General features: G+C 56.8%; 31 protein-coding genes. 3 read left to right on the top strand and 28 right to left on the bottom strand.

Annotated elements, in window-relative coordinates:
* Window positions 1-73: 73 nt before the first annotated feature.
* The 3 genes from coaA to mscL all read left to right on the top strand — a co-directional run bounded on the left by coaA (window position 74) and on the right by mscL (window position 2,769).
* On the top strand, window positions 74-1,030 hold the full coding sequence (coaA, locus tag LPB405_RS06865; RefSeq protein ID WP_005505041.1) for a type I pantothenate kinase: 957 nt from the start codon (window positions 74-76) through the stop codon (window positions 1,028-1,030).
* A 151-nt stretch (window positions 1,031-1,181) separates the two neighbouring features.
* Entirely contained in the window at window positions 1,182-2,096 is a 915-nt protein-coding gene (locus tag LPB405_RS06860) for a M15 family metallopeptidase (protein WP_219100853.1), read from the top strand.
* A gap of 292 nt (window positions 2,097-2,388) precedes the next feature.
* On the top strand, window positions 2,389-2,769 hold the full coding sequence (mscL, locus tag LPB405_RS06855; RefSeq protein WP_049363200.1) for a large conductance mechanosensitive channel protein MscL: 381 nt from the start codon (window positions 2,389-2,391) through the stop codon (window positions 2,767-2,769).
* A gap of 176 nt (window positions 2,770-2,945) precedes the next feature.
* On the opposite strand, the gene glmM is transcribed toward mscL, so the two are convergent.
* The 28 genes from glmM to rpmC all read right to left on the bottom strand — a co-directional run bounded on the left by glmM (window position 2,946) and on the right by rpmC (window position 26,981).
* Entirely contained in the window at window positions 2,946-4,304 is a 1,359-nt protein-coding gene (gene glmM, locus LPB405_RS06850) for a phosphoglucosamine mutase (RefSeq protein WP_219100851.1), read from the bottom strand.
* 243 nt (window positions 4,305-4,547) lie between these two features.
* Window positions 4,548-5,615: a polyphosphate kinase 2 gene (ppk2, locus tag LPB405_RS06845; RefSeq protein ID WP_012903067.1), complete on the bottom strand. Its 1,068-nt coding sequence runs from the start codon at window positions 5,613-5,615 to the stop codon at window positions 4,548-4,550.
* A 180-nt stretch (window positions 5,616-5,795) separates the two neighbouring features.
* Complete coding sequence (rpsI, locus tag LPB405_RS06840) at window positions 5,796-6,287, bottom strand: 30S ribosomal protein S9 (protein WP_005505036.1); 492 nt, start codon at window positions 6,285-6,287, stop codon at window positions 5,796-5,798.
* A 32-nt stretch (window positions 6,288-6,319) separates the two neighbouring features.
* Complete coding sequence (rplM, locus tag LPB405_RS06835; protein ID WP_005505035.1) at window positions 6,320-6,763, bottom strand: 50S ribosomal protein L13; 444 nt, start codon at window positions 6,761-6,763, stop codon at window positions 6,320-6,322.
* 365 nt (window positions 6,764-7,128) lie between these two features.
* A complete protein-coding gene (gene truA / locus LPB405_RS06830; RefSeq protein ID WP_219100849.1) occupies window positions 7,129-8,094 on the bottom strand; it encodes a tRNA pseudouridine(38-40) synthase TruA in 966 nt (321 codons plus the stop codon).
* A 173-nt stretch (window positions 8,095-8,267) separates the two neighbouring features.
* Window positions 8,268-8,921, bottom strand: coding sequence for a 50S ribosomal protein L17 (gene rplQ / locus LPB405_RS06825; RefSeq protein ID WP_005505032.1), 654 nt, complete (start codon window positions 8,919-8,921; stop codon window positions 8,268-8,270).
* Between the two features lie 105 nt (window positions 8,922-9,026).
* Complete coding sequence (locus LPB405_RS06820; RefSeq protein ID WP_005505031.1) at window positions 9,027-10,019, bottom strand: DNA-directed RNA polymerase subunit alpha; 993 nt, start codon at window positions 10,017-10,019, stop codon at window positions 9,027-9,029.
* Between the two features lie 139 nt (window positions 10,020-10,158).
* Window positions 10,159-10,566 carry a 30S ribosomal protein S11 gene (gene rpsK, locus LPB405_RS06815; RefSeq protein ID WP_005505028.1) on the bottom strand — a complete coding sequence of 136 codons (408 nt, stop codon included), beginning with the start codon at window positions 10,564-10,566 and terminating at the stop codon, window positions 10,159-10,161.
* A gap of 68 nt (window positions 10,567-10,634) precedes the next feature.
* Entirely contained in the window at window positions 10,635-11,003 is a 369-nt protein-coding gene (rpsM, locus tag LPB405_RS06810; RefSeq protein WP_005505026.1) for a 30S ribosomal protein S13, read from the bottom strand.
* Between the two features lie 180 nt (window positions 11,004-11,183).
* A complete protein-coding gene (rpmJ, locus tag LPB405_RS06805; protein WP_004005257.1) occupies window positions 11,184-11,297 on the bottom strand; it encodes a 50S ribosomal protein L36 in 114 nt (37 codons plus the stop codon).
* A 124-nt stretch (window positions 11,298-11,421) separates the two neighbouring features.
* Window positions 11,422-11,643 carry a translation initiation factor IF-1 gene (gene infA, locus LPB405_RS06800; protein WP_005505018.1) on the bottom strand — a complete coding sequence of 74 codons (222 nt, stop codon included), beginning with the start codon at window positions 11,641-11,643 and terminating at the stop codon, window positions 11,422-11,424.
* 286 nt (window positions 11,644-11,929) lie between these two features.
* Entirely contained in the window at window positions 11,930-13,144 is a 1,215-nt protein-coding gene (gene rlmN / locus LPB405_RS06795) for a 23S rRNA (adenine(2503)-C(2))-methyltransferase RlmN (RefSeq protein WP_044150213.1), read from the bottom strand.
* A gap of 124 nt (window positions 13,145-13,268) precedes the next feature.
* On the bottom strand, window positions 13,269-14,108 hold the full coding sequence (map, locus tag LPB405_RS06790; RefSeq protein WP_049341779.1) for a type I methionyl aminopeptidase: 840 nt from the start codon (window positions 14,106-14,108) through the stop codon (window positions 13,269-13,271).
* Window positions 14,109-14,228: 120 nt separating this feature from the next.
* A complete protein-coding gene (locus tag LPB405_RS06785; protein ID WP_005505015.1) occupies window positions 14,229-14,792 on the bottom strand; it encodes an adenylate kinase in 564 nt (187 codons plus the stop codon).
* Complete coding sequence (secY, locus tag LPB405_RS06780; RefSeq protein WP_219100847.1) at window positions 14,789-16,096, bottom strand: preprotein translocase subunit SecY; 1,308 nt, start codon at window positions 16,094-16,096, stop codon at window positions 14,789-14,791. Before secY ends, LPB405_RS06785 begins: the two co-directional genes overlap by 4 nt.
* 279 nt (window positions 16,097-16,375) lie before the next feature.
* Window positions 16,376-16,822 carry a 50S ribosomal protein L15 gene (rplO, locus tag LPB405_RS06775; protein WP_005505008.1) on the bottom strand — a complete coding sequence of 149 codons (447 nt, stop codon included), beginning with the start codon at window positions 16,820-16,822 and terminating at the stop codon, window positions 16,376-16,378.
* Window positions 16,823-16,824: 2 nt separating this feature from the next.
* A complete protein-coding gene (gene rpmD / locus LPB405_RS06770; protein ID WP_004005265.1) occupies window positions 16,825-17,031 on the bottom strand; it encodes a 50S ribosomal protein L30 in 207 nt (68 codons plus the stop codon).
* Between the two features lie 2 nt (window positions 17,032-17,033).
* Window positions 17,034-17,678, bottom strand: a complete 645-nt coding sequence (gene rpsE, locus LPB405_RS06765) for a 30S ribosomal protein S5 (RefSeq protein WP_171840195.1) — start codon at window positions 17,676-17,678, stop codon at window positions 17,034-17,036.
* Between the two features lie 29 nt (window positions 17,679-17,707).
* The gene (gene rplR, locus LPB405_RS06760) at window positions 17,708-18,067 is read right to left on the bottom strand and encodes a 50S ribosomal protein L18 (protein ID WP_005505006.1); all 360 of its coding nucleotides are present in this window, start codon (window positions 18,065-18,067) and stop codon (window positions 17,708-17,710) included.
* A 2-nt stretch (window positions 18,068-18,069) separates the two neighbouring features.
* Entirely contained in the window at window positions 18,070-18,606 is a 537-nt protein-coding gene (gene rplF, locus LPB405_RS06755) for a 50S ribosomal protein L6 (RefSeq protein ID WP_049338084.1), read from the bottom strand.
* Between the two features lie 27 nt (window positions 18,607-18,633).
* A complete protein-coding gene (gene rpsH / locus LPB405_RS06750; RefSeq protein ID WP_005505003.1) occupies window positions 18,634-19,032 on the bottom strand; it encodes a 30S ribosomal protein S8 in 399 nt (132 codons plus the stop codon).
* 73 nt (window positions 19,033-19,105) lie between these two features.
* Window positions 19,106-19,666 carry a 50S ribosomal protein L5 gene (gene rplE / locus LPB405_RS06745; RefSeq protein WP_005505001.1) on the bottom strand — a complete coding sequence of 187 codons (561 nt, stop codon included), beginning with the start codon at window positions 19,664-19,666 and terminating at the stop codon, window positions 19,106-19,108.
* The gene (gene rplX, locus LPB405_RS06740; RefSeq protein WP_005504988.1) at window positions 19,666-20,001 is read right to left on the bottom strand and encodes a 50S ribosomal protein L24; all 336 of its coding nucleotides are present in this window, start codon (window positions 19,999-20,001) and stop codon (window positions 19,666-19,668) included. Before rplX ends, rplE begins: the two co-directional genes overlap by 1 nt.
* Before the next feature lie 3 nt (window positions 20,002-20,004).
* Entirely contained in the window at window positions 20,005-20,376 is a 372-nt protein-coding gene (rplN, locus tag LPB405_RS06735; RefSeq protein ID WP_005504986.1) for a 50S ribosomal protein L14, read from the bottom strand.
* A gap of 670 nt (window positions 20,377-21,046) precedes the next feature.
* A complete protein-coding gene (locus LPB405_RS06730) occupies window positions 21,047-21,823 on the bottom strand; it encodes a YncE family protein (RefSeq protein ID WP_257604881.1) in 777 nt (258 codons plus the stop codon).
* A gap of 1,364 nt (window positions 21,824-23,187) precedes the next feature.
* Complete coding sequence (locus tag LPB405_RS06725; RefSeq protein WP_219100843.1) at window positions 23,188-25,983, bottom strand: Vgb family protein; 2,796 nt, start codon at window positions 25,981-25,983, stop codon at window positions 23,188-23,190.
* Window positions 25,984-26,472: 489 nt separating this feature from the next.
* Window positions 26,473-26,745, bottom strand: a complete 273-nt coding sequence (gene rpsQ / locus LPB405_RS06720) for a 30S ribosomal protein S17 (protein WP_012903053.1) — start codon at window positions 26,743-26,745, stop codon at window positions 26,473-26,475.
* Window positions 26,742-26,981: a 50S ribosomal protein L29 gene (gene rpmC / locus LPB405_RS06715; RefSeq protein ID WP_005504969.1), complete on the bottom strand. Its 240-nt coding sequence runs from the start codon at window positions 26,979-26,981 to the stop codon at window positions 26,742-26,744. Before rpmC ends, rpsQ begins: the two co-directional genes overlap by 4 nt.
* Between the last annotated feature and the right edge of the window lie 3 nt (window positions 26,982-26,984).

The following is a 26,984-nucleotide window of genomic DNA, read 5'->3' as shown; positions in this document are numbered from 1 at the left end:
ACATTTATTTCTTCAGACATACCGTGAGAGTAGATATTTTCCCCACGGGCTGAAAGTTCGTACACTTAGATAAATGAGCACCGCACCGTATTTTTCTGGCGATGACCGCTTCATGCATCTTGACCGTTCCCGTTGGTCGCACCTAGCCGATGAGATTTCTGTTCCCCTCAGTGCTGAGGAAATTGAGTCTCTTCGAGGCCTGGGTGAAACTGTCGACCTTGAGGAGGTGCAGCGTATTTATCTGCCGGTTTCTCGTCTTCTTAACCTGTATGTGACTGCTGCTTCTTCGTTGAACCATATGACGAATGATTTTCTGCATGTGTCTCAGCGCCGCGTCCCGTTCATTATTGGTGTGGCGGGTTCTGTTGCTGTGGGTAAGTCGACGACGGCACGTATTTTGCAGGCTCTTTTGAGCCGTTGGCCTTCGACTCCGAAGGTTCAGTTGGTGACTACGGATGGTTTCTTGTACCCGAATGCTGAGCTTCAGCGTCGCGGTATTATGCACCGTAAGGGTTTCCCGGAGTCTTATGATCGCCGTGCTCTGTTGAATTTTGTGTCGCAGGTGAAGTCCGGTGCCGAGCGTGTGGTGGCGCCGAAGTATTCACACCTGTATTACGACATCATGCCGGATGAGCATATTGAGGTCACCGCACCGGATGTTCTGATTCTTGAGGGTTTGAATGTTTTGGCGCCTTCGCAGGCTGAGGGTCCGGAGACTTCTGATCTGACGCTGAGTGATTTCTTTGATTTCTCTATTTATGTAGATGCCCGCACTGAGGATATTGAGCGCTGGTATGTAAATCGTTTCTTGACTCTGCGTTCTTCAGCTTTTGCGAATCCGGAGTCATATTTCAAGCGTTATGCGGAGTTGAGCGATGAGCAGGCGGTTGAGGTAGCGACCGGCATTTGGAAGAGCGTGAATGAGCCTAATCTGGTGCAGAATGTTTTGCCGACTCGTGCTCGTGCGCATTTGATTCTGCAGAAGGGCGCCGAGCATACCGTGGAGCAGGTTCTTCTGCGTAAGAACTAGAGGTTCTTTAGGTTTTTAGTGTTCGTGTGCGGCTTTTAGCCGGTATTGTGGTGCATTCTAGTAGAAGGCGCCGGAGGCTCCACTCCCTCGCGGGGTGGGTTTAGGCTTCTGGCGCTTTTTGTTTGCATCTACGCCATGATGAGGAGTTATTGTGAAGTCTCTGCACCGTACGTCTACCGCTCAGGAGTCTCTTAATAGTTCTGCGCTGAACCGCCGCACTCTCTTGGGTGCCGCTTTGGGGGTTGGCGGTACCGCCTTGTTGGCGGCTTGTGGCTCGCAGGGCCGGGGTGCCTCCTCTTCATCTTCTGCAGCGAGCGCTTCTGCGTCTGAGTCTGCGACGGCTTCAACGGCTTCTTCTAGTGTCTCTTCCACTGCGGCGACCTCTTCTGCCGCGCCCTCCCCTGTTGCTTCTGCTACCGGTGCTTCTGCAAGCGCTTCGGCTTCTGCGAGCGCGTCTTCGTCCCCGTTGGCTCTTGCTCAGCCCAGTGTTGAGTCTCAGCCGGACTCGTTGCGTTGCCTCGTGAATAAGATGCGCCCCTTTGAGCAACAGGACTGGGAGCCGAGCGACCTGGTGGAGTTCTATGGTCATCAATTGCGTGCTGAGGCGGCTAAGGCGGCGGACACGATGATTGATGCGGCGGCGACCGACGGCGTGACTCTGCTTGTTTCTAGCGCATATCGTTCGTATGCGGTGCAGCAGCAGACCTATCAGTATTGGGTTTCGGTGAACGGCCAGCAGGTGGCGGATCAGTTGTCGGCTCGTCCCGGCTATTCGGAGCATCAGACTGGTTTGGCGATTGACTTTGCTTCTCCTGAGGGTTGCCGTCTGGAGGAGTGTTACCGCGATACACTGGCTGGTCAGTGGTTGGCTAAGAATGCTCCGCGTTACGGATATATTTTGCGTTTCCCTGATGGTCGTCAGTCGGTGACCGGTTATCGTTTTGAGCCGTGGCATTACCGTTATGTGGGTGTGCAGATTGCTCAGGAGTATGTGTCTTCGGGTGCGAAGACTTTTGAGGAGTTTATCGGTACGGGTGCGGCACCCGACTATGCAAGTGCGAACTAGGCTCTGAGCTAAGTTTTTGGCTTTGTCCGGTGCGTCGAGTGGTGATGCGTGTCGTATTTCTGGCTTCCATGTCGGAATTAAATAGGCACAGTAGATGCATATTTTTTCGCGTACAAGTCCTGTAAATCCGCGGTTTTTCGCAGGTTTTAGAGAGTTTTAGTCAGCTTCATGTGACCTAGACCTTAAGTATTGAGTGCCATAGAACCACTGTGAAGAAAAACACATACTTTACAGTGAAAATTTTCTCAGAATATGGCATTTTGAACACCCGAAAGGCGCTATTCTATATCTCATGCTTAAGGGTTTTAAAGATTTTCTGATCCGCGGTAACGTCATCGACCTCGCAGTTGGTCTGATCATGGGTACCGCCTTCACCGCTGTGGTGACCTCTCTTGTCCAGGCCGTCCTGATGCCGGCTATCTCCATGCTGGTTGGCTCCCCCAACTTCGATGAGTTCCTGGTCTTCGGCCAGATCAAGGTTGGCGTGTTCCTGACCGCTGTTGTCAACTTCGTCCTGATTGCAGCTGCTGTGTACTTCGCAGTTGTTATCCCCACTCAGAAGCTGACTGAACTCGCACTGGCTAAGAAGAAGGCTGAAGACGAGGCTGTTGAAAAGGAAGAGACCGAGCTTGACCTCCTGAAGGAGATCCGCGACGCTCTGGCAAAGAAGTAATTTCTCTGCTCTCTACCACTAAGTTTCAAACCCCCGTATCCCCTGTGGATGCGGGGGTTTTCCGTATCCTCGTCCCCCTCCCCCACCCAAGATAACGGAGAAGGGCTGGGAAGGTGTTACCTTCCCAGCCCTTTCTCTATCCTCCATTACGGTCTTCGCGCCGGAAGAGAATACGTTTAGAGTGCCAGTTCCTTAGCCACAACGTCAGCCAGCTGCTGAGCAACCTCATCAGCCTGCTCCTGAGTTGCAGCTTCAACCATCACACGCACCAGAGGCTCGGTGCCGGATGCACGCAGTAGCACGCGGCCGCTCTCACCCAGTACGCCCTCAGCCTCGCTCACAGCGGTAGCGAGCGCCTCATTGGTCTTCACAGCCGCACGGTCAACACCCTTGACATTGATCAGACGCTGCGGGGTGGGCTGCATACGGGATGCCAGATTCGAGAGGGTCTGGCCGCTTCGTGCAACCTCTGCAGCCAGCTGGATGCCAGTCAGAACGCCGTCACCGGTGGTTGCGTAGTCGCTCATGATGACGTGGCCGGACTGCTCGCCGCCGAGGTTGTAGCCGTGCTCGCGCATAGACTCGAGGACGTAGCGGTCGCCCACAGCGGTACGGCCCAGGGTAATACCGTGCTCGCGCAGGTACAGTTCCAGACCCAGGCTGCTCATCACGGTTGCGACGAGGGTGTCCTTTGCGAGCTTACCTTCGCGCTTAGCGGCAACAGCCAGGATAGCCATGATCTGGTCGCCATCTACCAGGTTGCCCTTTTCGTCAACTGCCTGGCAACGGTCGGAGTCACCGTCGTGGGCGATACCGAGGTCCGCGCCGTGCTCAACGACAGCTGCCTGCAGCTTCTCGGGGTGGGTGGAACCCACACCGTCGTTGATGTTGGTGCCGTTGGGCTCTACAGCCAGTGCGATGACCTCTGCACCCAGTGCCTCGAAGGTTGCCGGGGACGCCGCGTAGGCTGCACCGTTTGCGCAGTCCAGAACAATCTTCATGCCGTCGAGGGGCTTGCCTTCGGGCAGGGTGGAGACCAGGTGCTTCACGTAAGCCTCGGTACCGTTCTCCAGGGGCTTGACGGTACCCACAGCACCACCGGTCGGGTAGCGGAAGGACTTCTCGCGGTAAACGCGCTCAATAGCGTCCTCAACGGAGTCTTCCAGCTTCTGGCCGCCACGAGCCAGGAACTTAATACCGTTGTCCGCTGCGGGGTTGTGCGATGCAGAAATCATCACGCCAAAGTCAGCACCGGTGTGTGCCACCAGGTAAGCTGCTGCGGGGGTGGGGACAATGCCGGCATCCAGCACGTCAACACCTGCGCTAGCGAAGCCAGCCTTCATCGCAGAGACAATAAAGTCTGCAGAGGATCGGGAGTCATTTGCAATCACGGCACGGGGGCGTACGCCCTCTTCTACCGTGTCAAAGCCCAGAACAATAGAAGCCGCCTGCGCGAGCTCCATAGCCAGGGCGGGAGTAATTACATCGTTTGCCAGACCGCGTACGCCGTCGGTTCCAAAAAGTCGTTCAGTCACCCTTTTATTTTACGTTGTGCGTAACTCTGCTTAGGCGCATACACCGTAAATTCTTCATAATCAGAAAGTGATTTTCAGCGGCTACATATCTGCTTCATAGCTAATATTTCTGCAGACGCGCAAAGGTGCCTGCTCTCCGTTCCCGGGGTTGGGAAAAGAGAGACAGGCACCTTCATAATGCAAGCTATTTGGCGGCTCTATCGCCGTAGGGTTGAGTTTTTATTCTCCCCTATTTATCCACGCTTACTTGACGACGGGGAAGCCGTCGGGGGAGTCACCGGACTCGTCCTCGAAGACGTGTGATGCGGAGCGGACAATCAGCGAATCGAGCTCGCCCACAACTGCCTCATCCTTGGAGGGGTAGTCGAACTGGGTGAGCACGTAACGCATTGCTTCCAGACGTGCGCGCTTCTTGTCGTTGGACTTGATGACGGTCCAGGGAGCGTCACCGGTGTGGGTGTAGAAGAACATTGCTTCCTTTGCCGCGGTGTAGTCGTCCCACTTGTCCAGGGACGCCAGGTCGGTGGGGGAAAGCTTCCACTGACGAACCGGGTCGGTACGGCGGGAGGTGAAGCGTGCGAGCTGCTCTTCGCGGGTGACGGAGAACCAGAACTTGATGATGTGGATACCGGAGTTCACCAGCATGCGCTCCAGGTCCGGAACTTCGCGCATGAACTCGAAGTACTGTGCCTGGGTGCAGTAGCCCATAACGCGCTCAACGCCGGCACGGTTGTACCAGGAGCGGTCCATCAGGACGATTTCGCCGCCGGAGGGCAGGTGCTTGATGTAACGCTGGAAGTACCACTGGGTCTGCTCGATATCGGTCGGCTTCTCCAGTGCGACAACGCGAGCGCCACGGGGGTTCAGGTGCTCGGTGAAGCGCTTAATGGAGCCACCCTTACCTGCTGCGTCACGGCCTTCGAAGATGATGAGGATCTTCTGACCGGTGGACTTAGCCCAGAGCTGTAGCTTCAGCAACTCAATCTGCAGGGCACGCTTTTCCTTCTCGTATGCCTTACGGCTGAGTTTGGTGTCGTAGGGGTAACCCTTCTTCCATGCCTGAGAGGTTTCGTCGTCCTTCTTGTCCTTGCCGAGGGCGCGGGTGAGGGAAGCCATTTCGTCCAGCTCTGCCGAGTAGTCTTCAACGACGGAGGTACGGCGTGCCTGGGGCTTCAGGGCTTCCTTGATGGCCTGTTTCTTCTCAGAACCGGTGTGTGCGTGTGCGCCTTCAGCGGTGTGCTGGGGGGCTTCAGCCTGAGGAGCCTCCACTGCCTTTTCTTCGGGCTTGGTGGAGGGATTCTGCTCTGCCATGAGTACTCTTTTCTTCCTGTCTGCTTTGACTCTTTAACTCTACCGGGGTGCTCTTCAATGAACAAACGTAACAGTTATATGCACCCTATAACCTTGTAACGCTCACGGTGAGTAGATACGCAAAACGCCCCGAATCTCCCGAAGGAGAAGCGGGGCGTAACGCTTCGTAAAAACCAGCGATTAACGCTTGGAGAACTGCGAAGCCTTGCGTGCCTTCTTAAGACCAGCCTTCTTACGCTCGATGACGCGTGCGTCACGGGTCAGGTAGCCAGCCTTCTTCAGTGCGGGGCGGTTGTTCTCGCGGTCGATCTCGTTCAGTGCACGAGCGATACCCAGGCGCAGAGCACCTGCCTGACCGGAGGGGCCACCACCGTTGATGCGTGCGATGACGTCGTATGCGCCCTCAAGCTCCAGGAGCTTGAAGGGCTGGTTGACGTCCTGCTGGTGCAGCTTGTTGGGGAAGTAGTCTTCCAGGCTACGGCCGTTGATGGTCCAGTTGCCGGAACCGGGCACAACGCGAACGCGTGCCACTGCTTCCTTGCGGCGACCAACTGCTGCGCCTGCAACGGTCAGTGCCGGACGTGCTGCCTTAGCCGCTGCGGGGGCAGCGGACTCCGAGGTGTAGCTGGTCAGCTCTTCCTCGACTACGATCTGCTCTTCGTTCTGAGCCACGATTTCTCCTATTGTTTCTTCGTAGGCCCGAATTACTGGGCGACCTGGTTGAATTCGTAGGTCTTGGGCTGCTGTGCCGCGTGCGGGTGCTCGGGACCAGCGTAGACCTTCAGCTTCTTGAGCTGCTGTGCAGCAAGCTTGTTCTTGGGCAGCATGCCCTTAACAGCCTTCTCAACCGCGCGAACGGGGTTGGTCTCAAGCAGCTCTGCGTAGTTCACGGACTTCAGACCGCCGGGGTAACCCGAGTGGCGGTATGCACGCTTCTGCTCGAGCTTTGCACCGGTCAGGGCGACCTTCTCAGCGTTCACGATGATAACGAAGTCACCGGTGTCAACGTGGGGAGCAAAAGTCGGCTTGTGCTTACCGCGCAGCAGGATAGCGGTCTGGCTTGCGAGGCGGCCGAGAACAACGTCGGTGGCGTCAATGACGTGCCACTGGCGCTCGACTTCGCCGGGCTTGGGAGTATAAGTGCGCAAAATATTGGCCTTTGTCTCGAAATGTACATACGGCGCTTAGTTGGGTATCGCGCCTTTTACTTACGTGCATGACGAACACCCGGGTGAGGACCGAGCTGCCGCCCGTTCTGCCCGTACTCTATACCGCCTTAACGTCCTGCAACTAGACAGCGATTTAGAGCGCGCTCGGGTAGAACACGCACAACATATCAAGACTATACAGGACGTCGAGTGCTTAATCCACCGCCAAAGCCTTAAAAATAGGGCTTTTTTGTCTTAAACACATTTTTAAATTCCATCCGTGTAATTCACCCTCGACGATTGCGCTCCTCCGTTGAGCCCCTCATCACTTCCGGCGTGTGACGGCGCTCAATATACACAGGGCGTTAAGCACTCTGTGCCTCGTGGTCTTCACGCTTTGCTCGAGCACGCTCCGCCTGCACACCGTAGAGCTCCGATGCAGGGTAGTAAATCTCAGCCAGGGCGAGCGCATGCGGAGGTGCCAAAGTCAGCGAAGCCTCGCGTCCAGGGTTCTCGATCCGCTCACGCAACCAGGCGGCGTCACGCTTACCTGTACCGTAGAGCACCAACGCGCCCACAAGCGAACGCACCATGTGATGGCAGAAGGCGTCAGCCACCACGCGCACCTCAATCAGACCGCTTTCTATGCGGGTAAAGCTGAGTTCTCGCAGTTCACGAATCGTAGTCGCCCCTTCACGCGGCTTGCAGAAAGAGAGGAAATCACGCAGACCGAGTAGCTGCTGTGCCGATTCGTTAAGATCAGCGCAATCCAGATGCTCAGGTACTGCCCAAGTGTAGGTGCGGTGCAGAGGGTTAAGACCGTCCGCCGCACCATCTGCGATGCGGTAAACATAGCGGCGGCCGGTAGCGGAGAAGCGCGCATCAAAATCAAAGGGCACTTCGCTCACGCGGTGAATCTGAATAGCGCCCTGCAAAATGCCGCGAACGTTCTTCGGAAGGTTCAGCTGCTCTTCCGCATCGTAAAGGCATCGTTGAAGAGCCCCGGTGAGGCGGCGCCCCAGGGCAGCCGTCGGGTCATCTTCCCCCGTTCGCCCCTGCAGGCGAGTCCAGTCCTCATCACTCAGATCGCAGTGCAAGGTTTGGGCTTCTGCGTGGACTCCCGCATCCGTTCGACCCGCAACCACCACACGGTGAGGCGCCCGCAGAATCAGCTCGAGGGCGTTCTCGATAACTCCCTGCACGGTGACCAGGTTCGGCTGGGCTGCCCACCCGCTGAAAAGAGAACCGTCGTAAGCACAATCAATTCGCACGCGGTGCGTAGCGGTGAAGGGCTGCTCTTCGTAATTCTCTAAAGAAGTAGCGTTATGCATTGGTGTGCCTTTCAGCGGTAAAGGACGATTGAAGACTACGGGCCGGCTCTTGGATAGCGAATGCGCAAAGAACCGTGTCCTCTTAAGTATGCAGATACACCAATCCGCCGCCCACAGCAGTGGACGGCGGATTGACATATTTTAGGCTTAGCCTAAATCAGCTGGGATCCGTATTACTCGGAAACCTTCTGTGCTGCTGCGCCACCTGCGGGGGCGTAACCTGCAGCCTCTGCCGACTCAGCGGAGTCGAACCAGATTTCAGCCTTGGTGCTGGAGTACCAGCGGGAACCGGGCACGTGGTACTTCATGGAATCGGCGTTACCCTTAACCTCGAAGCCCTCGGGAGCCTCGCCGGACTCCAGGGGTGCGTGGGAACCTGCGGGCAGGCCCTCAGCTGCTTCAGCCTTGGGAGCCTCAGCTGCCTTCTCAGCAACCTTGGTTGCCTCAGCAACTGCACCCTTGGTTGCAACGGGCTCCATGACGAGCTCGATGACTGCCATGGGAGCGTTGTCACCCTTACGGTTACCGATCTTGATGATGCGGGTGTAACCACCGGGGCGCTCTGCCATTGCCGGAGCAATAACGGTGAAGAGCTCGTGCACGACGGACTTGTCGGTGATGGAACGCAGCACGCGACGGCGAGCAGCCAGGTCGCCCTTCTTACCGAAGGTGATGAAGCGCTCTGCCACCGGACGCAGGCGCTTTGCCTTGGTCAGGGTGGTGGTGATGCGCTTGTGCTGGAACAGCTGCGCCGACAGGTTGTTGAGCATGTGGCGCTCGTGGGTCGGGGAACCGCCGAGGCGGGGACCCTTAGTGGGAGTAGGCATAGTTAAATCTCCATAGTTGCGTTCCCTAACGCCCCAGCAGCGGAGCCTCTTAGGGAATCAAGTTTGACTGATCCCGGTGGAACCGGGTGAACTATTCGGTCGAAATTATTCGCCGGAACCGTCTTCGTCATCAAGCGGGCGTGCAGCAGGCTCGAAACCGGGAGGGGAGTCCTTCAAAGCCAGGCCGAGCTCGATGAGCTTTGCCTTGACCTCGTCAATGGACTTAGCACCGAAGTTACGGATATCCATCAGGTCAGCTTCACTGCGGGTCACGAGCTCACCCACGGTGTGGATGCCCTCGCGCTTGAGGCAGTTGTAGGAGCGGACGGACATGTTCAGGTCCTCGATCGGCAGTGCCAAATCAGCGGCCATGGACTCGTCGGCGGGCGACGGGCCAACTTCGATACCCTCAGCTGCAATGTTCAGCTCACGTGCAAGGCCGAAGAGCTCGACCAGGGTGCTGCCTGCAGAAGCAACGGCGTCACGCGGTGCGATGGCTTCCTTGGTTTCGACGTCCAGGGTCAGGCTGTCGAAGTCGGTGCGCTGCTCAACACGGGTCGCGTTCACGCTGAAGGTAACCTTCAGAACCGGGGAGTAGATGGAGTCAACCGGGATACGGCCAATCTCGCCATCGCCGACCTTGTTCTGAGCTGCAGTCACGTAGCCGCGACCGCGCTCGATAACCAGCTCAGCGTTGAAGTTTGCCGAGGCGTTCAGGGTTGCCAGGTGCAGTTCCGGGTTGTGGATCTCCACGCCAGCGGGAACCTCGATGTCGCCTGCGGTCAGTTCACCTTCGCCCTGCTTGCGCAGGTAGGCCACGACGGGCTCGTCGTTCTCAGAAGAGATGGAGAGCTTCTTGATGTTCAAGATGATCTCAGTGACGTCCTCGGTCACGCCGGGAACGGTGCTGAACTCGTGCAGTACGCCATCAATGCGGACGCTGGTAACAGCGGCGCCGGGGATGGAGGACAGCAGAGTACGGCGGAGGGAGTTACCCATGGTGTAGCCGAAACCGGGCTCCAGAGGCTCGATAGTGAAGCGCGAGCGGTTGGGCGCTACGACCTCTTCAGTCAGAGTGGGGCGCTGTGCAATAAGCACTTTGTTTCCTTTCGGTGAGCTCCGCTATATGAGCCCACAGGTTGGGGAAAACATATCTTAGGAAGCAGACGGGTGTCTGTACTCTCCGGGTACAGCTCCGTGCGGAGTGTACCCGTCGAGGGATTAGGTCGAGACCTAATTAGACGCGGCGGCGCTTCGGGGGACGGCAACCGTTGTGTGCAACGGGGGTAACGTCCTGGATCGAACCGACCTCGAGGCCTGCAGCCTGCAGGGAGCGGATTGCGGTTTCGCGACCGGAACCGGGGCCCTTGACGAACACGTCAACCTTGCGGACGCCGTGCTCCTTGGCGCGGTTTGCAGCAGCCTCAGCAGCCAGCTGTGCGGCGTAGGGGGTGGACTTACGGGAGCCCTTGAAGCCCATGTCGCCAGCGGAGGACCAGGAGATCACTGCACCGGTGGGATCGGTGATGGAGACGATGGTGTTGTTGAAGGTCGACTTGATGTGAGCCTGACCAGCAACGATGTTCTTGCTAACCTTGCGGCGGTTGGTCTTACGAGCTGCCGCAGCGCGAGTCTTGGGAGGCATTTTTGATTCTCCTACAAAGGTTTTCTAATACGTTGGTCGGATAGAGATATCCAACAGAGCAACGTTGCTTACTTCTTCTTACCTGCGACGGTACGCTTCGGACCCTTGCGGGTACGTGCGTTAGTCTTGGTGCGCTGACCGTGAACCGGCAGGCCGCGGCGGTGGCGCAGGCCCTGGTAGGAACCGATTTCAACCTTACGGCGGATGTCAGCTGCAACCTCGCGGCGAAGATCACCTTCAACCTTGTAGTTGCCTTCGATGAAGTCACGAAGTGCCACGAGCTCCTGGTCGGTCAGGTCCTTGACGCGGGTGTCAGGGTTGACGCCGGTAGCAGCGAGGGTTTCGTGTGCACGGGTCTTGCCCACGCCGTAGATGTAAGTGAGAGCAACTTCCACGCGCTTTTCGCGGGGAATATCAACTCCAGCGAGACGTGCCATACTGGCTTCTCCTTGTTGTTTTCCAGAGGTCTATAGCATCACTGCCCGAGTTATTCTGGCTCGGTCCCCGGCCTCTGAGTCCGGAGGTATCCGAAGGCGCCTCTTGGGGCGTTGCTTCGGAGCGGTGCCTATGACAATTCCACCCTCTTATAGGGCGGCTATGAAGTCAGCTGCTAGGGATTAGCCCTGGCGCTGCTTGTGGCGCGGGTTTTCGCAGATCACCATGACCACACCGTGACGGCGGATCACCTTGCACTTATCGCAGATCGGCTTAACGCTCGGCTTGACCTTCATCGCATTCCTTTTGATTGCAACTTGATTACTGGCGAGATAAGAGGTTCCCTCACTTACGTTGGGGAACTGCGTTATCCCTTTGAACACGATTTAAACGCCGCCAGAGGCGACGTTTATCTCGGGTTTACTTGTAACGGTAGACGATACGACCTCGGGAAAGGTCGTAGGGGCTCAGTTCCACTACTACTCGGTCCTCAGGCAGGATGCGAATGTAGTGCTGACGCATCTTGCCCGAGATGTGTGCGAGAACCTTGTGGCCGTTATCCAGCTCAACACGGAACATCGCGTTGGGCAGAGCTTCAACCACAGAGCCTTCAATCTCGATGACGCCGTCTTTCTTAGCCATATCCTCCGCTAACGTCGGTGCCCGTCGCAGGTGCGGCGGGCAATTGTATCTTCTGTTTGTGAGCTCACCTCGGTGAGGCGATAGGGCGTTTTAAGGCGCACTTAACACTGGCACAAACAACCAACTGTTAACTCTACGGCAAAGGCCGTGGAAAAACAACCGTGATTTTTATGACATCAGGCACTTAATGTTTAAAAGGAAGAAGCCCCTCCCCCACGTTCCTGAAAGTCTTATTGACTTCCCTCCGCAGGAAAGGGGCACCGTTCACCGGTCACAGCTCAACTGCTTAGTCTTCCTTAGCGGCAAGCTGACCGCATGCTCCATCAATATCGGAACCGCGAGTATCACGAATAGTCGTCGGAATACCGTGGGCACGCAGACGCTCCACAAAGTTCTGCTCAACGCCCTTACGGGATGCCGTCCACTTCGAACCCGGGGTCGGGTTCAGCGGAATCGGGTTCACGTGCACCCAACCACGGCCGCGCTGCGCCAGCTTCTTACCGAGCAGATCCGCACGCCAGCCCTGATCGTTAATATCGCGAATCAGCGCGTACTCAATGGAGACGCGGCGGCCGGTCGTACGGTAGTAGTCGTACGCAGCGTCCAGAGTCTCGTCGACCTTCCAGCGCTGGTTAATCGGGATCAGCTCATCACGCAGCTCATCATCCGGAGCGTGCAGAGACAGCGCCAAAGTAATGGGCAGCTTCTCCAGCTCAAACTTACGAATACCCGGCACCAGGCCCACGGTCGACATGGTCAGACCGCGAGCAGAAATACCGAGGCCCTCGGGCGAAGGGTCAATCAGGCGGTGCACAGCACCCATGGTTGCCTTGTAGTTAGCAAGCGCCTCGCCCATACCCATGAAGACAATATTGGAAACACGCAGCGGACGAGTATCCTCAGAACCGCCTTCTGCTTCTTCCAGGCCCTTCATCTGCTTCAGGTAGCGGGCACCGGCAACGACCTGCTCCACAATTTCCGCGGTGGACAGGTTGCGAGTCAAACCCTGCTGACCGGTCGCACAGAAGGGGCAGTTCATACCGCAGCCAGCCTGCGAAGAGATGCACATGGTCACGCGGTTGTCATAACGCATGATGACAGACTCAATGAGCGCACCATCAAAGAGGCGGTGCACAACCTTCAGGGTGTCGCCACCGTCAGCCTCGAGGGTACGGACCGGGGTCAGAAGCTGAGGCATCGCCTGTGCAACCATCTGCTCGCGGTCCTTAGCCGGCAGGTCAGTCATCTCAGCGGGGTCAGTGACCAGACGCTCAAAATAGTGCTTGGACAGCTGGGATGCACGGAACGACTGGTAGCCAAGTTCCTTCAGAAATTCACGGCGGCCAGCCATGTCGAAGTCAGCGATATGCTTGGGCGGCTTCGCACGGCGCGGTGCTTTCAGGGCAATCTGGCCGGGTGCGGGGCGAACGTTCGAGATTTCAACCGGCACCTTGGTCGCAGCGGGTGCGGTTGCCTCGCCGCTATTGAGAGTTTCGCTCATGGAGCTTCTTCCTTGTGATGTGGATGCTTTCGGATGCGCTATCACGCACCGGACCGGATTCGCCGGTTTCTTCGGGTGGAGGTGGGGCAGCTAAAGGTGGATACCCCTCCCCTAGTGGTGGGACTTAGGCGGGGATCGGAACCGGGGTTACGCCAAAGCGAGCAAGTTCGCTTGCACCACCGTCTTCTGCAGTCAGGACCCAGATACCTTCGCTATGCACAGCAACGGAGTGCTCCCACTGGCAGGCATCGGAGCCGTCAACGGTTACAACGGTCCAGTCGTCGGAGAGCACCTTGGTCTCGATGGAACCAGTCACAAGCATCGGCTCAATAGCGAAAGCCATGCCGGGCTTGATCTTCGGCCCCATGTCACGCACTGCGTAGTTCAGTACGTCCGGTGCCATATGCATCTGGGAACCGATGCCGTGGCCCACGTAGTCTTCAATAATGCCGTACTTATCGCCGTATTCTTCGGTCACATATGCTTCGATGGCAAGGCCGATTTCGCCGACCTTCTTTGCGGTTGCCAGAGCGGCGATGCCGTGCCACATTGCTTCGCGAGTGACGGCGGAGAGCTCTGCGCGTGCTTCGCTCACATTGTCACCGACCAGCACAGTACGTGCCGAGTCGCCGTGCCACTGGCGGTTGGTTGCGGGGTCGATAACGTATGCGCCACCGTCGATAGAAAGGATGTCGCCGTCCTTGAGCACGTAGTCGCCGGGGATGCCGTGAACGACCTCATGGTTGACGGAGGTGCATACGGTTGCCGGGTAGTCGTAGTAGCCGTAGAAGTTGGAGGTGCCACCCAGTTCCAGCATGGTGCGTTCAAAAGCGGCGTTCACCTCTGCGGTGGTTGCGCCGGGGCGAGCTGCCGCCACTGCCGCATCGAGCGCGCGGCTGGTGATGACGCCTGCACGAGCCATCTGCTGAAGCTGTGCATTGGTTTTGATTTCGACTCGTGCCATTCTGGCTCCTTAGGTATAGGGGGCGGTGCGCCCAAGCTTAGAACTCTACAGACAGCACTGTACCCCCGCAAGTCTTTGTGATGCATCATGCACCTCAAATTGCGGGGGTACAGCAGAAGATTACTTCAGAGCGTCGAGGATGCGCTCGGTGACTTCAGCAATCTCGCCGAGGCCGTTAACTTCCTTGACGATGCCGCGTTCGCGGTAGATTGCGATCAGCGGTGCGGTCTCTTCTTCGTAGACTTTCAGGCGGTGACGGATGACCTCTTCGTTGTCATCGGTACGACCCTGCTCTGCTGCGCGGTTGAGCAGACGCTCGACGAGCTCGTCGTTGTCTGCAACCAGCAGGAGAACGCGGTCGATCTTCTCGCCCTTGGCTTCGAGGATGGAGTCCAGCTCGTGCACCTGGGAGGTGTTGCGGGGGTAGCCATCGAGCAGGAAGCCGTTGACGACGTCGCTTTCCTCCAGGCGTGCGCGCACCATGTTGTTGGTGACGGAGTCGGGAACCAGGTTGCCGGAGTCGATGTACGACTTCGCTTCCTTGCCCAGCTCGGTCTCTTCCTTGATGTTCTTGCGGAAGATATCACCGGTGGAAATCGCGGGAATCTTCAGCGCTTCAGCGATCTTGACGGCCTGGGTGCCCTTACCTGCACCGGGAGGGCCGACGATGAGCAGACGGTTCATCGGAGCAGTCCTTCGTAGTTTCGTTGTTGGAGCTGAGCGTTGATCTGCTTGAGAGTGTCAAGACCAACACCCACCACGATCAGCAGCGAGGCGCCGCCGAACGGGAAATTCTGGTTTGCGTTGAATAGGATAAGCGCTACCAGGGGAATCATGGAAATTACACCCAGGTAAAGTGCGCCAGGCAACGTAATTCGGTTGAGTACGTAGCTGAGGTAACGCTCGGTGGGCTTACCGGCGCGAATACCGGGGATGAAGCCACCGTACTTCTTCATATTGTCCGCTACTTCTACCGGGTCGAAGGTGACCGCCACGTAGAAGTACGCGAAGCCAATAATCATGAAGAAGTAGAGAGCAATGTACAGCGGGTGGTCGCCGCGCACCAGGTATGCGTTGATCCAGTTAACCCAGTCCGGCGGAGTGGAGCCGTCGGTGGGGGTGTTGAACTGGGCAAGCAGACCGGGCAGGGTCAGCAGGGAGGAGGCGAAGATCAGCGGGATCACGCCGGCCATGTTGACCTTGAGCGGAATGTAGGTGTTGGTGCCGCCAATGGTGCGTCGACCAATCATGCGCTTTGCGTACTGCACGGGGATACGGCGAACGGACTGCTCCACGTAGACCACAGCGAGCATGACCAGCAGGCCGATGCCGCAGACAGCTGCGAAGATACCCCAACCGTGGGTGCGCTGGATGGAACCCAGAGCGCTCGGGAAGGAGGAAGCAATGGAGGTGAAGATCAGCAAGGACATGCCGTTGCCGACGCCACGCTCGGTAATCTGCTCACCCATCCACATGATGACGGTGGTACCTGCACACAGGGTGACGATAATCAGCAGGATGTGCAGTACGTCGTCCTGGGGGATGATGCCCGGGCAGTTACCCAGCAGAACGCCAGAGCGTGCCATCGAGACGATGGTGGTTGCATTCAGCAGAGCAAGAGCGATGGTCAGGTAGCGGGTGTACTGGGTGAGCTTTGCCTGACCCTGCGCGCCCTCATCGTGCAGCTCCTGGAATCGCGGGATGACCACGCGTAGCAGCTGGATGATAATGGACGCGGTAATGTACGGCATCACGCCGAGGGCAAAGATCGAAAGCTGCAGCAGTGCGCCACCACTGAAGAGGTTGACGATATCGTAGACGCCACCGCTTGTAACATTGGCGTTCAGACACTGCTGTACATTTCCGTAGGAAACGCCTGGCGCGGGGATGAAAGTGCCCACGCGGTACAGCACAATCATTGCCAGGGTAAACAGCAGCTTACGCCGCAAATCGGCGGTCTTGACGACTCGCCCGAATGCGCTCAGCACATGTCCTCCTGTAAGTCTATGGGGCACCCTTTCCTCTGAAGGAGTTTCAGGGCGCATTAAACACACCTTCCAGTCTATCGTGTTTGGAGCAGGTAACGATAACTCCCTAGCAGATTATGTAGCTTTTATATTCTCTTAGCGTGATTTTTGGATACTAATGTGGCGCGCGCCAAGCGTTCAAATATGCAAATACAGGAATATACCCCGTTGTGAGTCTTTCCGAGCAGCAAAAAGCCCCCGCCGTACAGTGTACGGACGGGGGCTTTCTCGTCTTGAAGACTACTTAACGGTTACAGAACCGCCAGCGGCCTCGATCTTCTCAATAGCGGAAGCCGATGCCTTGTCGACAACAACGTTCACCTTGACGGAGATTTCGCCGTTGCCCAGAACCTTCACGAGCTCGTTCTTGCGAACGGCACCCTTAGCAACCAGTGCCTCGACGGTGACGTCGCCACCGTTGGGGAACAGTTCCTGGATGCGGTCCAGGTTAACAACCTGGTACTCGGTGCGGAAGGGGTTCTTGAAGCCGCGCAGCTTCGGCAGGCGCATGTGCAGCGGCAGCTGGCCGCCTTCGAAGCCTGCACGAACCTGGTAACGTGCCTTGGTACCCTTGGTACCGCGACCTGCGGTCTTACCCTTGGAGCCTTCACCGCGGCCAACGCGGGTCTTTGCCTTGTGGGCACCCGGTGCCGGGCGCAGATCGTGAATCTTGATAGCTTCTGCCATCTTTACTTGACCTCCTCAACCTTCACCAGGTGAGCAACGGTGTTAACCATGCCAACGGTGACGGGGTCAGCAGTGCGGACTACCTTGTTGCCGGGGCGCTTGAGGCCCAGGGAACGCAGGGTGTCGCGCATGTTCTGCTTCTGACCAACATAGGACTTGACCTGGGTGATTTCCAGCTTTGCGTCGCTGGGCTGAATACGCTTGGCCATTACTACGCACCTGCCTTTTCAGACTTGGTGTTGCGCAGGTAGCTGGGGATAACCTCATCGGTGGGCAGGCCACGGCGGGCTGCCACTGCCAGGGGCTCCTCGAGCTCCTTGAGTGCTGCAACAGTTGCGTGAACGATGTTGATCTGGTTCGAGGAACCGAGCGACTTGGACAGCACGTCGTGAATGCCTGCGCACTCGAGTACTGCACGCACGGGGCCACCTGCGATAACACCGGTACCAGCGGTTGCCGGACGGAGCATCACAACGCCTGCAGCTGCCTCACCCTGCACGCGGTGCGGGATGGTGCGGCCTTCGATGCGGGGAACGCGGAAGAAGTTCTTCTTTGCTTCCTCGACACCCTTGGAGATTGCTGCGGGAACTTCCTTAGCCTTACCGTAGCCAACGCCGACCAGGCCGTTACCGTCACCAACGACGACCAGTGCGGTGAAGCTGAAGCGACGACCACCCTTGACGACCTTGGAAACGCGGTTGATGGTCACAACGCGCTCGATGTACTTGTCCTTCTCCTCCTCGCGAGCGCGGTTGTTACGGCGCTCACCACGGCCACGACGCTCGCCGCGGTTGTTGCGGCGCTCCTCGCGCTGGTTGGAGGTCTCAGCGGTTTCAGCTACTACTGCTTCGCTCACCTGAGTTTCCTTTACGTTCTGCTCGCTCATTAGAGTGCAAGACCTCCCTCGCGTGCACCGTCAGCAACGGCTGCAACACGGCCGTGGTACTTGTTACCACCGCGGTCGAACACGACTGCCTCAACACCAGCTGCCTTGGCGCGCTCTGCTACGAGCTCACCAACGCGCTTTGCCTTAGCGGTCTTGTCCAGGTCAGCTGCACGCAGCTCTGCTTCCATGGTGGAAGCGGATGCCAGGGTTACGCCCTTGACATCGTCGATAACCTGAACGAACATGTGACGGGTCGAACGGGTGACGCACAGGCGCGGACGCGCAGCGGTACCCGAAACGTACTTGCGGATGCGAGCGTGACGACGTGCACGCTGCGCTGCCTTCGACTTGATAGCCATGTTTACTTACCAGCCTTTCCGACCTTGCGGCGGATGTGCTCACCTGCGTAGCGAACACCCTTACCCTTGTAGGGATCGGGCTTACGCAGACCACGAATGTTTGCTGCAACCTGACCAACGAGCTGCTTGTCGATACCCGACACGGTCAGCTTGTTAGCACCCTCCACTGCGAAGGTAATACCCTCGGGAGCGGTGATGTTGATCGGGTGGGAGTAGCCCAGAGCGAACTCCAGGTCGTTACCCTTCGGGGTCACACGGTAACCGGTACCAACGATTTCCAGCTTCTTCTCGTAGCCGGAGGTAACGCCGATAATCAGGTTCTGAATCAGGGTACGAGTCAGACCGTGCAGCGAGCGAGACAGGCGCTCGTCGTTCGGACGAGATACAAGGATCTCGTTTTCGTTCAGAGCCACGGTGATGGGGGAAGCTACCTTGTGGGAGAGCTCGCCCTTCGGGCCCTTAACGGTGACCAGGTTGCCATCGACCTTAACCTCAACGCCGGCGGGAACCGAGATGGGGAGACGTCCAATACGTGACATTATTCTCTTCCTTTCTCTTCTAACCGACTACCAGATGTAAGCGATGACTTCGCCGCCCACGCCCTTCTTCGCAGCCTGCTTGTCAGTGAGCAGACCCGAAGAGGTGGACAGGATTGCGATGCCGAGGCCACCCAGAACCTGGGGCAGGTTGGTGGACTTTGCGTAGGTACGCAGGCCCGGCTTGGAAATACGACGCACGCCAGCGATGGAACGCTCGCGGGACGGACCGTACTTGAGGACGAGGGTCAGGGTCTTGCCGACCTTTGCATCCTCAACCTTCACGTCGGCGATGTAGCCCTCAGCCTTCAGGATCTCTGCAATGCGAGCCTTCAGCTTGGAGTAGGGCATGGATACGGTGTCGTGGTATGCGGAGTTTGCGTTACGCAAACGGGTCAGCATATCTGCGACCGGATCAGTCATAGTCATTGTGGGCTTTAGCCCTTCCTCGTTGTGGTTTCCCTACCCCGCGGTAACGGGGTCTGGACCTACAACGTAGTCGTTAGTTGGTCTTGAACGGGAAGCCCAGTGCCTTCAGGATTGCACGGCCTTCTTCGTCGGTCTTCGCGGAGGTCACCACGGTGATGTCCATACCACGCACGCGGTCGATCGAGTCCTGATCGATTTCGTGGAACATGGACTGCTCGGTCAGACCGAAGGTGTAGTTACCGTTACCGTCAAACTGGCGGTCCGAGAGGCCGCGGAAGTCGCGGATTCGGGGCAGTGCCAGGGTGACGAGGCGGTCCAGGAATTCCCACATGCGGTCGCCACGCAGGGTGACGTGTGCGCCGATGGGCATACCTTCGCGCAGCTTGAACTGTGCGATGGACTTCTTCGCGCGGGTAACAATCGGCTTCTGACCGGTGATTGCGGTGAGATCGCGGATTGCGCCGTCCATGAGCTTTGCGTCGCGAGCTGCCTCGCCGACACCCATGTTTACGACGACCTTAACGATCTTCGGGGTCTGCATGACGTTCTCGTACTTGAACTCTTCCTGCAGAGCGGGAACGACGACCTCAGCGTACTTGGTCTTGAAGCGGGGGGTGATCTTGGTTTCGGTCATTAGATGTCCTTACCCGAACGCTTAGCAACGCGCACGCGAACGGTGCGCTCCTTGCCGTCACGCTCTACAGTCTCGAGGCGGAAACCAACACGGGTCGGCTTCTTGGTCTCGGGGTCAACAATCGCAACGTTAGAAACGTGGATCGGTGCCTCAACCTTCTGAATGCCGCCTGCTGCGCCGGTCAGGGGGTTAGCCTTGGTGTGCTTGGTGACGACCTTGACGCCCTCAACAATCACGCGGTTTTCCTTGGGGAGAACCTTCAGAACCTTGCCCTGCTTGCCCTTATCTGCACCGGAAATAACCTGAACCAGGTCGCCGGACTTGATCTTAGCCATGAATTAGAGCACCTCCGGAGCCAGCGAAACGATCTTCATGAACTTCTTGTCGCGAAGCTCACGACCCACGGGGCCGAAGATACGGGTACCACGGGGATCACCATCAGTGTTCTTCAGGATCACTGCGGAGTTCTCGTCGAACTTGATGTAGGAGCCGTCGGGACGACGGGTTTCCTTCTTGGTGCGGACGACGACTGCCTTGACAACGTCACCCTTCTTTACGGTACCGCCGGGGATTGCATCCTTGACGGTTGCGACAATGATGTCGCCAATGCCTGCGTAGCGACGCGAGGAACCACCGAGAACACGGATGGTCAGGATTTCCTTCGCACCAGTGTTGTCGGCGACCTTCAGTCGCGACTCCTGCTGAATCATATTTCTCCTGTCGTCTCGCCGGTTCCGACTCGCTTTAGGCGCGAGCCAGCCTTGCGGAACATTTTTACGGGATTGGTTGACGCCCCGGGCCCCAACTCTATGGAAGGGGTTAGCGGAAACGCCTGGGGCAAACCCATGCCAGAAGCATTTGGACCCGCGTGAAGCGGGCGTATCCCACCCGTAAATAGCGGCATTATGCACTGGCACGAGAAGCCCGTGGTTGTGCGGCTATTTGGATACAGCCACACAGTCTTAACACTGTACAGGAAGCAGGTATGTAGCGCAAGAGTTTGCCGACTATGATTTCAGTCTCCTCCACCCTATCTCTGGGGATAGCCGGGCTTAGAGAGCAAAAACCCCATACCCCACATCACCATCGATTGAGAAGGCCCCTTATTTGACACTTAAAGCAGGAGGCCCCTTCGTGTAGTTCCTGACGCATAAGAAACTGAAGGGGCCTCGAGAAATCTATCAAACAATGTGTCAAACAAAGAAGATAGATATTAATATTTTACTACGCTTTAATGTCCCTCCACGACAGACTTGCCGCAGTACTGGCAAGAGACCACCCCGGTCCTACTCCCCACCTCTCAGACATACGCACAGTGCTAGAGCGCGGCACGCACTACGTTGATATATCAGCTGCTCTCAGTCGCTCTTCACTCATCAGCTAGGGCATATATACTTTCGCGATACCGTCACGAATGATAGGGCGAGGAGGTTCTCCCGGTCGAGTCTCTTCTGCAGCCTCATAGTATTCGCCAGAGTTTGCATCCAGCACGTAGGGAACCTCAGCTGCGGGGTAGTCTCCTGCTTTATCGACAGCAATGACACTCCCGTCCTTCAACAGGACCTGGTGGTTAATGCGGGTGGGAGCCACCTGCACGGTGTCAATAATGGCTCGATTGAGCGTATTAATGACGGTAACAGTTCCGCCACCAGCAACTGCCGCCTCCCCCTTGCCACCGAAATCAGCAACATAGAGCAGGTGACGTTCTGCATCGAGCAAGATATCGGTGGGCATCTTTCCGAACGGAAGATAAGCGAGGTGCTCACCCTCAAAGCTCAGAACATACAGACCGCCATTCTTACCCTCGCGCCCTTGCGCAGAGACATATAGTTCACCGCGCGTCGAAACAATCTCCACACCGTGAACACCGACTGGAGTATTGGCGTCTTCCCCGCCAATTACGGGCAGCTTGCGTGCAAGCTCCCAGGTATTCATATCCACAACCCAGATTTCATCTCGCATAATATTCGGGATGTACAGGAGGCTACGGCTTTCGTCCGCTACGGGTCCTAGTAGCATGGCAGGGCCTTCCCCTTGAAGGGGGCTAACCCTACGTTCCCCCTCTGCGGTGGGTGCAGAAATCACCTGGTAGCCGCCCATTCCGGTAACGAGTACGGCACCGTTGGGTGCGACGTATAGCTCACGCGGAGTCAGCATCTCTACTTCTAGAACGAGAGAATCCCATACGCGCGATAGGTCCTTTTGGGAGTATGCGGTAACCGAGTTTGTGCGGGTTCCTCCGGTCCAGAGAAGCCCCCGTTCATTGTCTGCGGCTAACCCATAGGCAGCTTGAACCTGGAAGAGGTTTGCTAGTTCGGGGTTATTTTCCGGGATAACGGGCAGAGTAGCCGTCTGCTCAATCTGCAGGGTATCCGCGTTTATGCGAGCAATTGTGGCGCAGAGAGTGCCGTGGGTCTTTGTGTGGTTATAGCTTCCACTTACAAAAAGAACGTTCTCTTCAGGGTTGTATGCCACTTGATACTGGCCAGCAAGTCCCGCGGAACGATCCACGGAAAAACGCTTAGCATCCGGCACGTTCTTCTGCTCTTCTCCTGCGACAGGGGGAACCATAAGTATCTCCAGAGTTGTGTAGTTTGGAGGCTAGCTCACCTTATATTTTGCGGGCTTAGCATCCGGAGCTTTCTGCTGTATATCTTACGCTTTGCCCACCATTTTGAGGCTTTTCTAGTGCAGTCCATGCACTACGAAATTCATCCTCAAGAGGTCCTATATTGGCATCCGGAGCTGTTCTCCCCTCCGGCTCTGAGCGGGGCAAATTTACCCCATGAAAGCTTTACAATCTAAACATAATTAGCATAAAAGACATATATCTAGAACTATCGGCATCTTCTAGAACTAAAAGACTTATATCGAGTCGACCAGAGCCATAGATTTTGTAATATTTCTTCACCTCTGACCCCCTCAAAACAGCGTTCTGAAAAAATCTGCTTAAAAATTTAGAAATTAAGGGTTGTTTTTTCAAAAATCAAGTTTTTTAGCAAAAATCGCGATTCAAGGTGCGAAAATCAGCGAGATGTACCATAATAGAAGAGACGCATGCGTCAAACAAGAGGTTCGGTCCTTATCGGACAGATTTCTTGGGTCCCTTTTTCCTCGCTAATCCGTTTGTCTAGGGACCGAACCTCGCTTTGACACTAAACCCGCACTTCGGTGCGGGTTTTCTTCGTATTTGAGGCGTTAGAATCCCGCACTTCATTCTTCAGGCTGTTAACTCGTCAAATAAGGGCGGGCGAGCGCAGAGGGTGCGCTTCACCCTTCCTCCGCTTCTCTTCCGCTCTCCCCCGCTACTACTTCTGATCCTGGTCTAGGCCTTCCGCTCGAATACAGACGTATAGGCAAAACGATAGGGGCGGTACCCATCGGTTCGATGGGTACCGCCCCTTTCAGCGCCTATCGGCAGTTTCAGAGAGTCAAGCGGGTTCTTGAATATCTAGCAGATCCCGCTCTACCTCTTTCGCTACCGCCAAGCGGTAGTATCGTGGGCTGCCGTGGGGTACGGGCTATGCCTTGCGGCGACGTGCTACCAGCACGGTTGCGCCAACGACCAGGGCAAGAACGCCGATTCCTGCAGCAACGACGACGCCCGAAGCACCGGTGTTAGCCAGCGAAGACTTCGAGGAGCTCGAAGCGGTGGAGCCGTTGTTGGAAGAGGTGACGTTCTGCGACGAAGAGCCGGAGGTCTTCGGTGCAGTGCTGTCCTTCTTCTGAGCATCAGACTTCAAAGAATCCGCGGGAGCCTTGGACTGATCCTTAGCGTTTTCCTTTACCTGTTCCTTGGAGTCTGCCGGTGCGGAAGGCGCCTCAGAGGGGTTAGTTACAGGTGCATTAGCCGATTCGGATGCCTTCGGTGCAGGTGCCTGGTTGTCAACGCTGAAGGTGTATTCTGCAGCCACACCACCGCGCACGTTATCGTTCTCGGTCAGGGAACCGGAGAGCAGGTAGATAGCAACGCTATCGCCGGTCTTCAGTTCTTCAGTCAGGTTAGAGTTTGCCACGGTGGGGCGGTCGATGGTTGCGGTGAAGTTACCGTTTTCGTCCGCCTTGATGTATGCCCAGATGCCTGCGCTATTGCCTTCAACGCCTGCGAGCTTAGGCTCTACCTTCGCAGAAATAGCGCCCTTGTTCAGCTTGACGGCGATAACGGAGCCCTTACCGTCCAGAGTCTTGAAGCCTTCACCGCGGAAGGTCAGCTTCTGGCCGTCCCAAGTCTTGGGGAAGTAGACCTTAGCGCCGTCCTTGTACTCGTGCACAACTTCATTGGAATTTGCGCTTTCGGAGGGTGCCGGGGTGCTCGGCTCGGGCTTAGCAGACTCGCTCGGAGCCGGAGTAGTCGGCTCAGGCTTAGCAGACTCACTCGGAGCCGGAGTGGTCGGCTCAGGCTTAGCAGACTCACTCGGAGCCGGAGTGGTCGGCTCAGGCTTAGCAGACTCGCTCGGAGCCGGAGTGGACTGTTCGCTATCCGGCAGGCTCAGCTTAGTGCCGGCAGGGTAAGTGGTAGTCACGCCAGAAGGAGTAGCAGCGACCTGGGTGGTTTCTGCCGGTGCGCAGGTCTCAGCGGTGTCTGCCTTCTTCTCTGCAACAGTTGCGGAGAGCGCTTCACCACCGCGAGGAGTGTCACCTTCAACAATGGAGCCGGAGAGCAGGAAGACCGATACCTTATCGCCGCTCTTCAGATTTTCCGTCAGGTTGGAGTTCTCGGTGGTCGGGTACGGCAGTTCAGCGGTGAAGTTACCGTTTTCATCTGCCTGGATGTACGCCCAAACACCTGCGCTGTTGCCCTCAACGCCGTTGAACTTCGGCTCTTCCTTCGCGGAGATACGACCCTTGTTCAGCTTAACGGCGAGCACGGAGCCCTTCGAACCGTCCTGAGTCTTGAAACCTTCACCACGCAGCTTCAGGGTTTCACCGGTGGTCCAGTCCTTCACTGCGTAGAGCTTAGCGCCGTCGGCATAGGTCTTCACCAGCTCTTCAGAAGCAGTCTGCACTGCCGGCTTCGCGGCAGTTTCAACGGTGGTGTTGATCTTCACCATGACGCCGGGGGTAATCGGGGAATCTGCGTTGTCCTTGCCCTTAGGCTCGGTGCTAGAGGTGCGGTATTCACCGGTGGTCTTATCGATGGTGTAGTCGGTTTCGATAGCGGAAGCGCCTTCGACGCTACGTGCTACAGCGTATACGCTACCGTCTGCAGTGACCAGAACATCATTCGCACCGCTAGTTGCGCCGGTGGACACCTGAGACACAACGGTGCCGGTGCGTGCGTCAACAACGCCGACGTTGCCGGTACCGTAATCGGTCACGTACAGCAGGTCACGGGCTTCGTCGGAGGCAAGGGCGAGAGCCTGAGAGCCGAAAGGAATGGTCTTCTTGTAGGCGCCGGTTTCCAGGTCGTAGACGGTGATACCAGAGTTAGTGCCCTTACGGTCACCCTGGGAGCTGACGTAGATTTCCTTCAGAGACTTGTCGATGGTGACGTCAGAGGCGTTCAGGTCGGCTTCAGCATTGTCCTTGTGCAGCTGAATAGTCTTCTCAACCTCGTAGCTCTTGGTGTCGATTACCTTCACGGTGCCGGCACTCAAGGAGGGTACGTAGAGCTTGCCATCAGCGGAGTCCACGTGCATGTTCATTGCGATGTCAGATTCGCCCTTGGCGTCGGTGAATTCAATCTTCTTGACCAGGGCGTGCTGGGTGGTGTCGAAGACGCTAATGCCGCCGGAGCCAGATACAAAGACCTTGCCGCTGGAGGGATCGATGCGTACCTCGCGCGGGTGGTTGACCTCGCCTTCTGCGCTGCTCCAGATAATCTTGTTGGTCGCGGGATCGAAGACAGATACCTTGTTGACGCGGGTCTGGGTCACCCATACGTATCCGGTTGCTTCGTCGTAGGCAATACCGTAGGGAGATTCAATCTGCTTACCGGTCGGTGCGGTAGCGCCACGTGCGGTGAAGTCGGTGGTCGGGAACTGGTAGACAGTGGAGAGGCTCGGGGTGGATCCAACGTTCCAGGTGCCGACACCACCGGTCAGTACCGGCGGGCGGCCGGAGGAGAAGGAGGTGTAGAGGGAGGAGGTTGCTGCCGAGTATGCCAGCTGGTACTGGCCGGGCAGGCCCTGGTACTGGGTAGCGCTCACTGCAATGTGGCGGCATTCCTCAGCAGAGGTCTGGGAGTTTCCTCCGGGGACGGAAGCGGAGACGTTTGCCGCAAAGGTAGCGGGAACCGCAGCGAAAGAACCTGCGACAACGGAAAGTGCGCCAGCAATGGCGAGCAGCTTACGTGAGGGCTTGGGTGAAGAAGTCATGCTGATCCTCGATGATGTGTAGTGGTACTTCTCCAAAGGTCGTGCAACCTCCGGAAGATGCGTAGCTAAGCCCCTATGGATGAAGCAAGGCTAGACTAAGCAACTATAAAGTTGATAATAAGTGCCTCGTTAGGTTATTTTCAAGCAGCTATTATCAGCGCCCACGCTTCTCACGACTCTTTTAGCCACCGTCGCTATCCTCCCTAAAGCCCCGCATACACGCTCCACAAGGGGATTTCTTCCTCCAGCTCAAGCTACGTGGCTCTTTGATAGCGTTGTCCGGTAAAAGTAACCACTTTTCTGTATGACATCTTCAAAAGTTTTATGACAAATATTTATTCGGCATTTCATGACTTCTATCGTTGATTCTGTAGCTCACAGAACTTCCCGCTGAGTTCTCCCGAATAAAGGTTAAACGCAAAGGAGCCCTCTCCTACCTAAGTAGGAGAGGGCTCCTTTTATTGCTCTAGCAGAGAGTCATTAGAGGGCTTACTTAGCCTTCTCGATGATCTCCACGATACGCCAGCGCTTGGAAGCGGACAGCGGACGGGTCTCTGCAATCAGAACGAGGTCACCGATACCAGCAGTGTTCTGCTCGTCGTGTGCCTTGATCTTGGAGCTACGGCGAACGACCTTGCCGTACAGTGCGTGCTTCACGTGGTCCTCGACCTCGACGACAACGGTCTTGTCCATCTTGTCGGAGACAACGTAGCCGCGGCGGGTCTTGCGGTAGCCGCGCTCTTCGTTCTTTACTTCACTCACTTGGACTCACCTTCAGTTGCGGGACGAATACCGAGCTCGCGCTCACGCAGCACGGTGTAGATACGTGCGATGTCGCGCTTGATAGTGCGGCGACGACCTGCGTTAGCCTGACCGGTGACTTCCTGGAAGCGGATGTTGAAGAGTTCCTTCTTCGCTTCGCTCAGCTTTGCAGCCAGCTCTTCGTTGGAGAGCTCTGCGAGCTTATCGATGCTCAGGTCCTTGGATCCTACTGCCATCTC

Source organism: Rothia mucilaginosa, from assembly GCF_019334805.1.
Classification (GTDB): domain Bacteria; phylum Actinomycetota; class Actinomycetes; order Actinomycetales; family Micrococcaceae; genus Rothia; species Rothia mucilaginosa_C.
The sequence above is the reverse complement of the archived record's forward strand: the minus strand, read 5'-3'. Positions and strand labels throughout refer to the sequence as shown.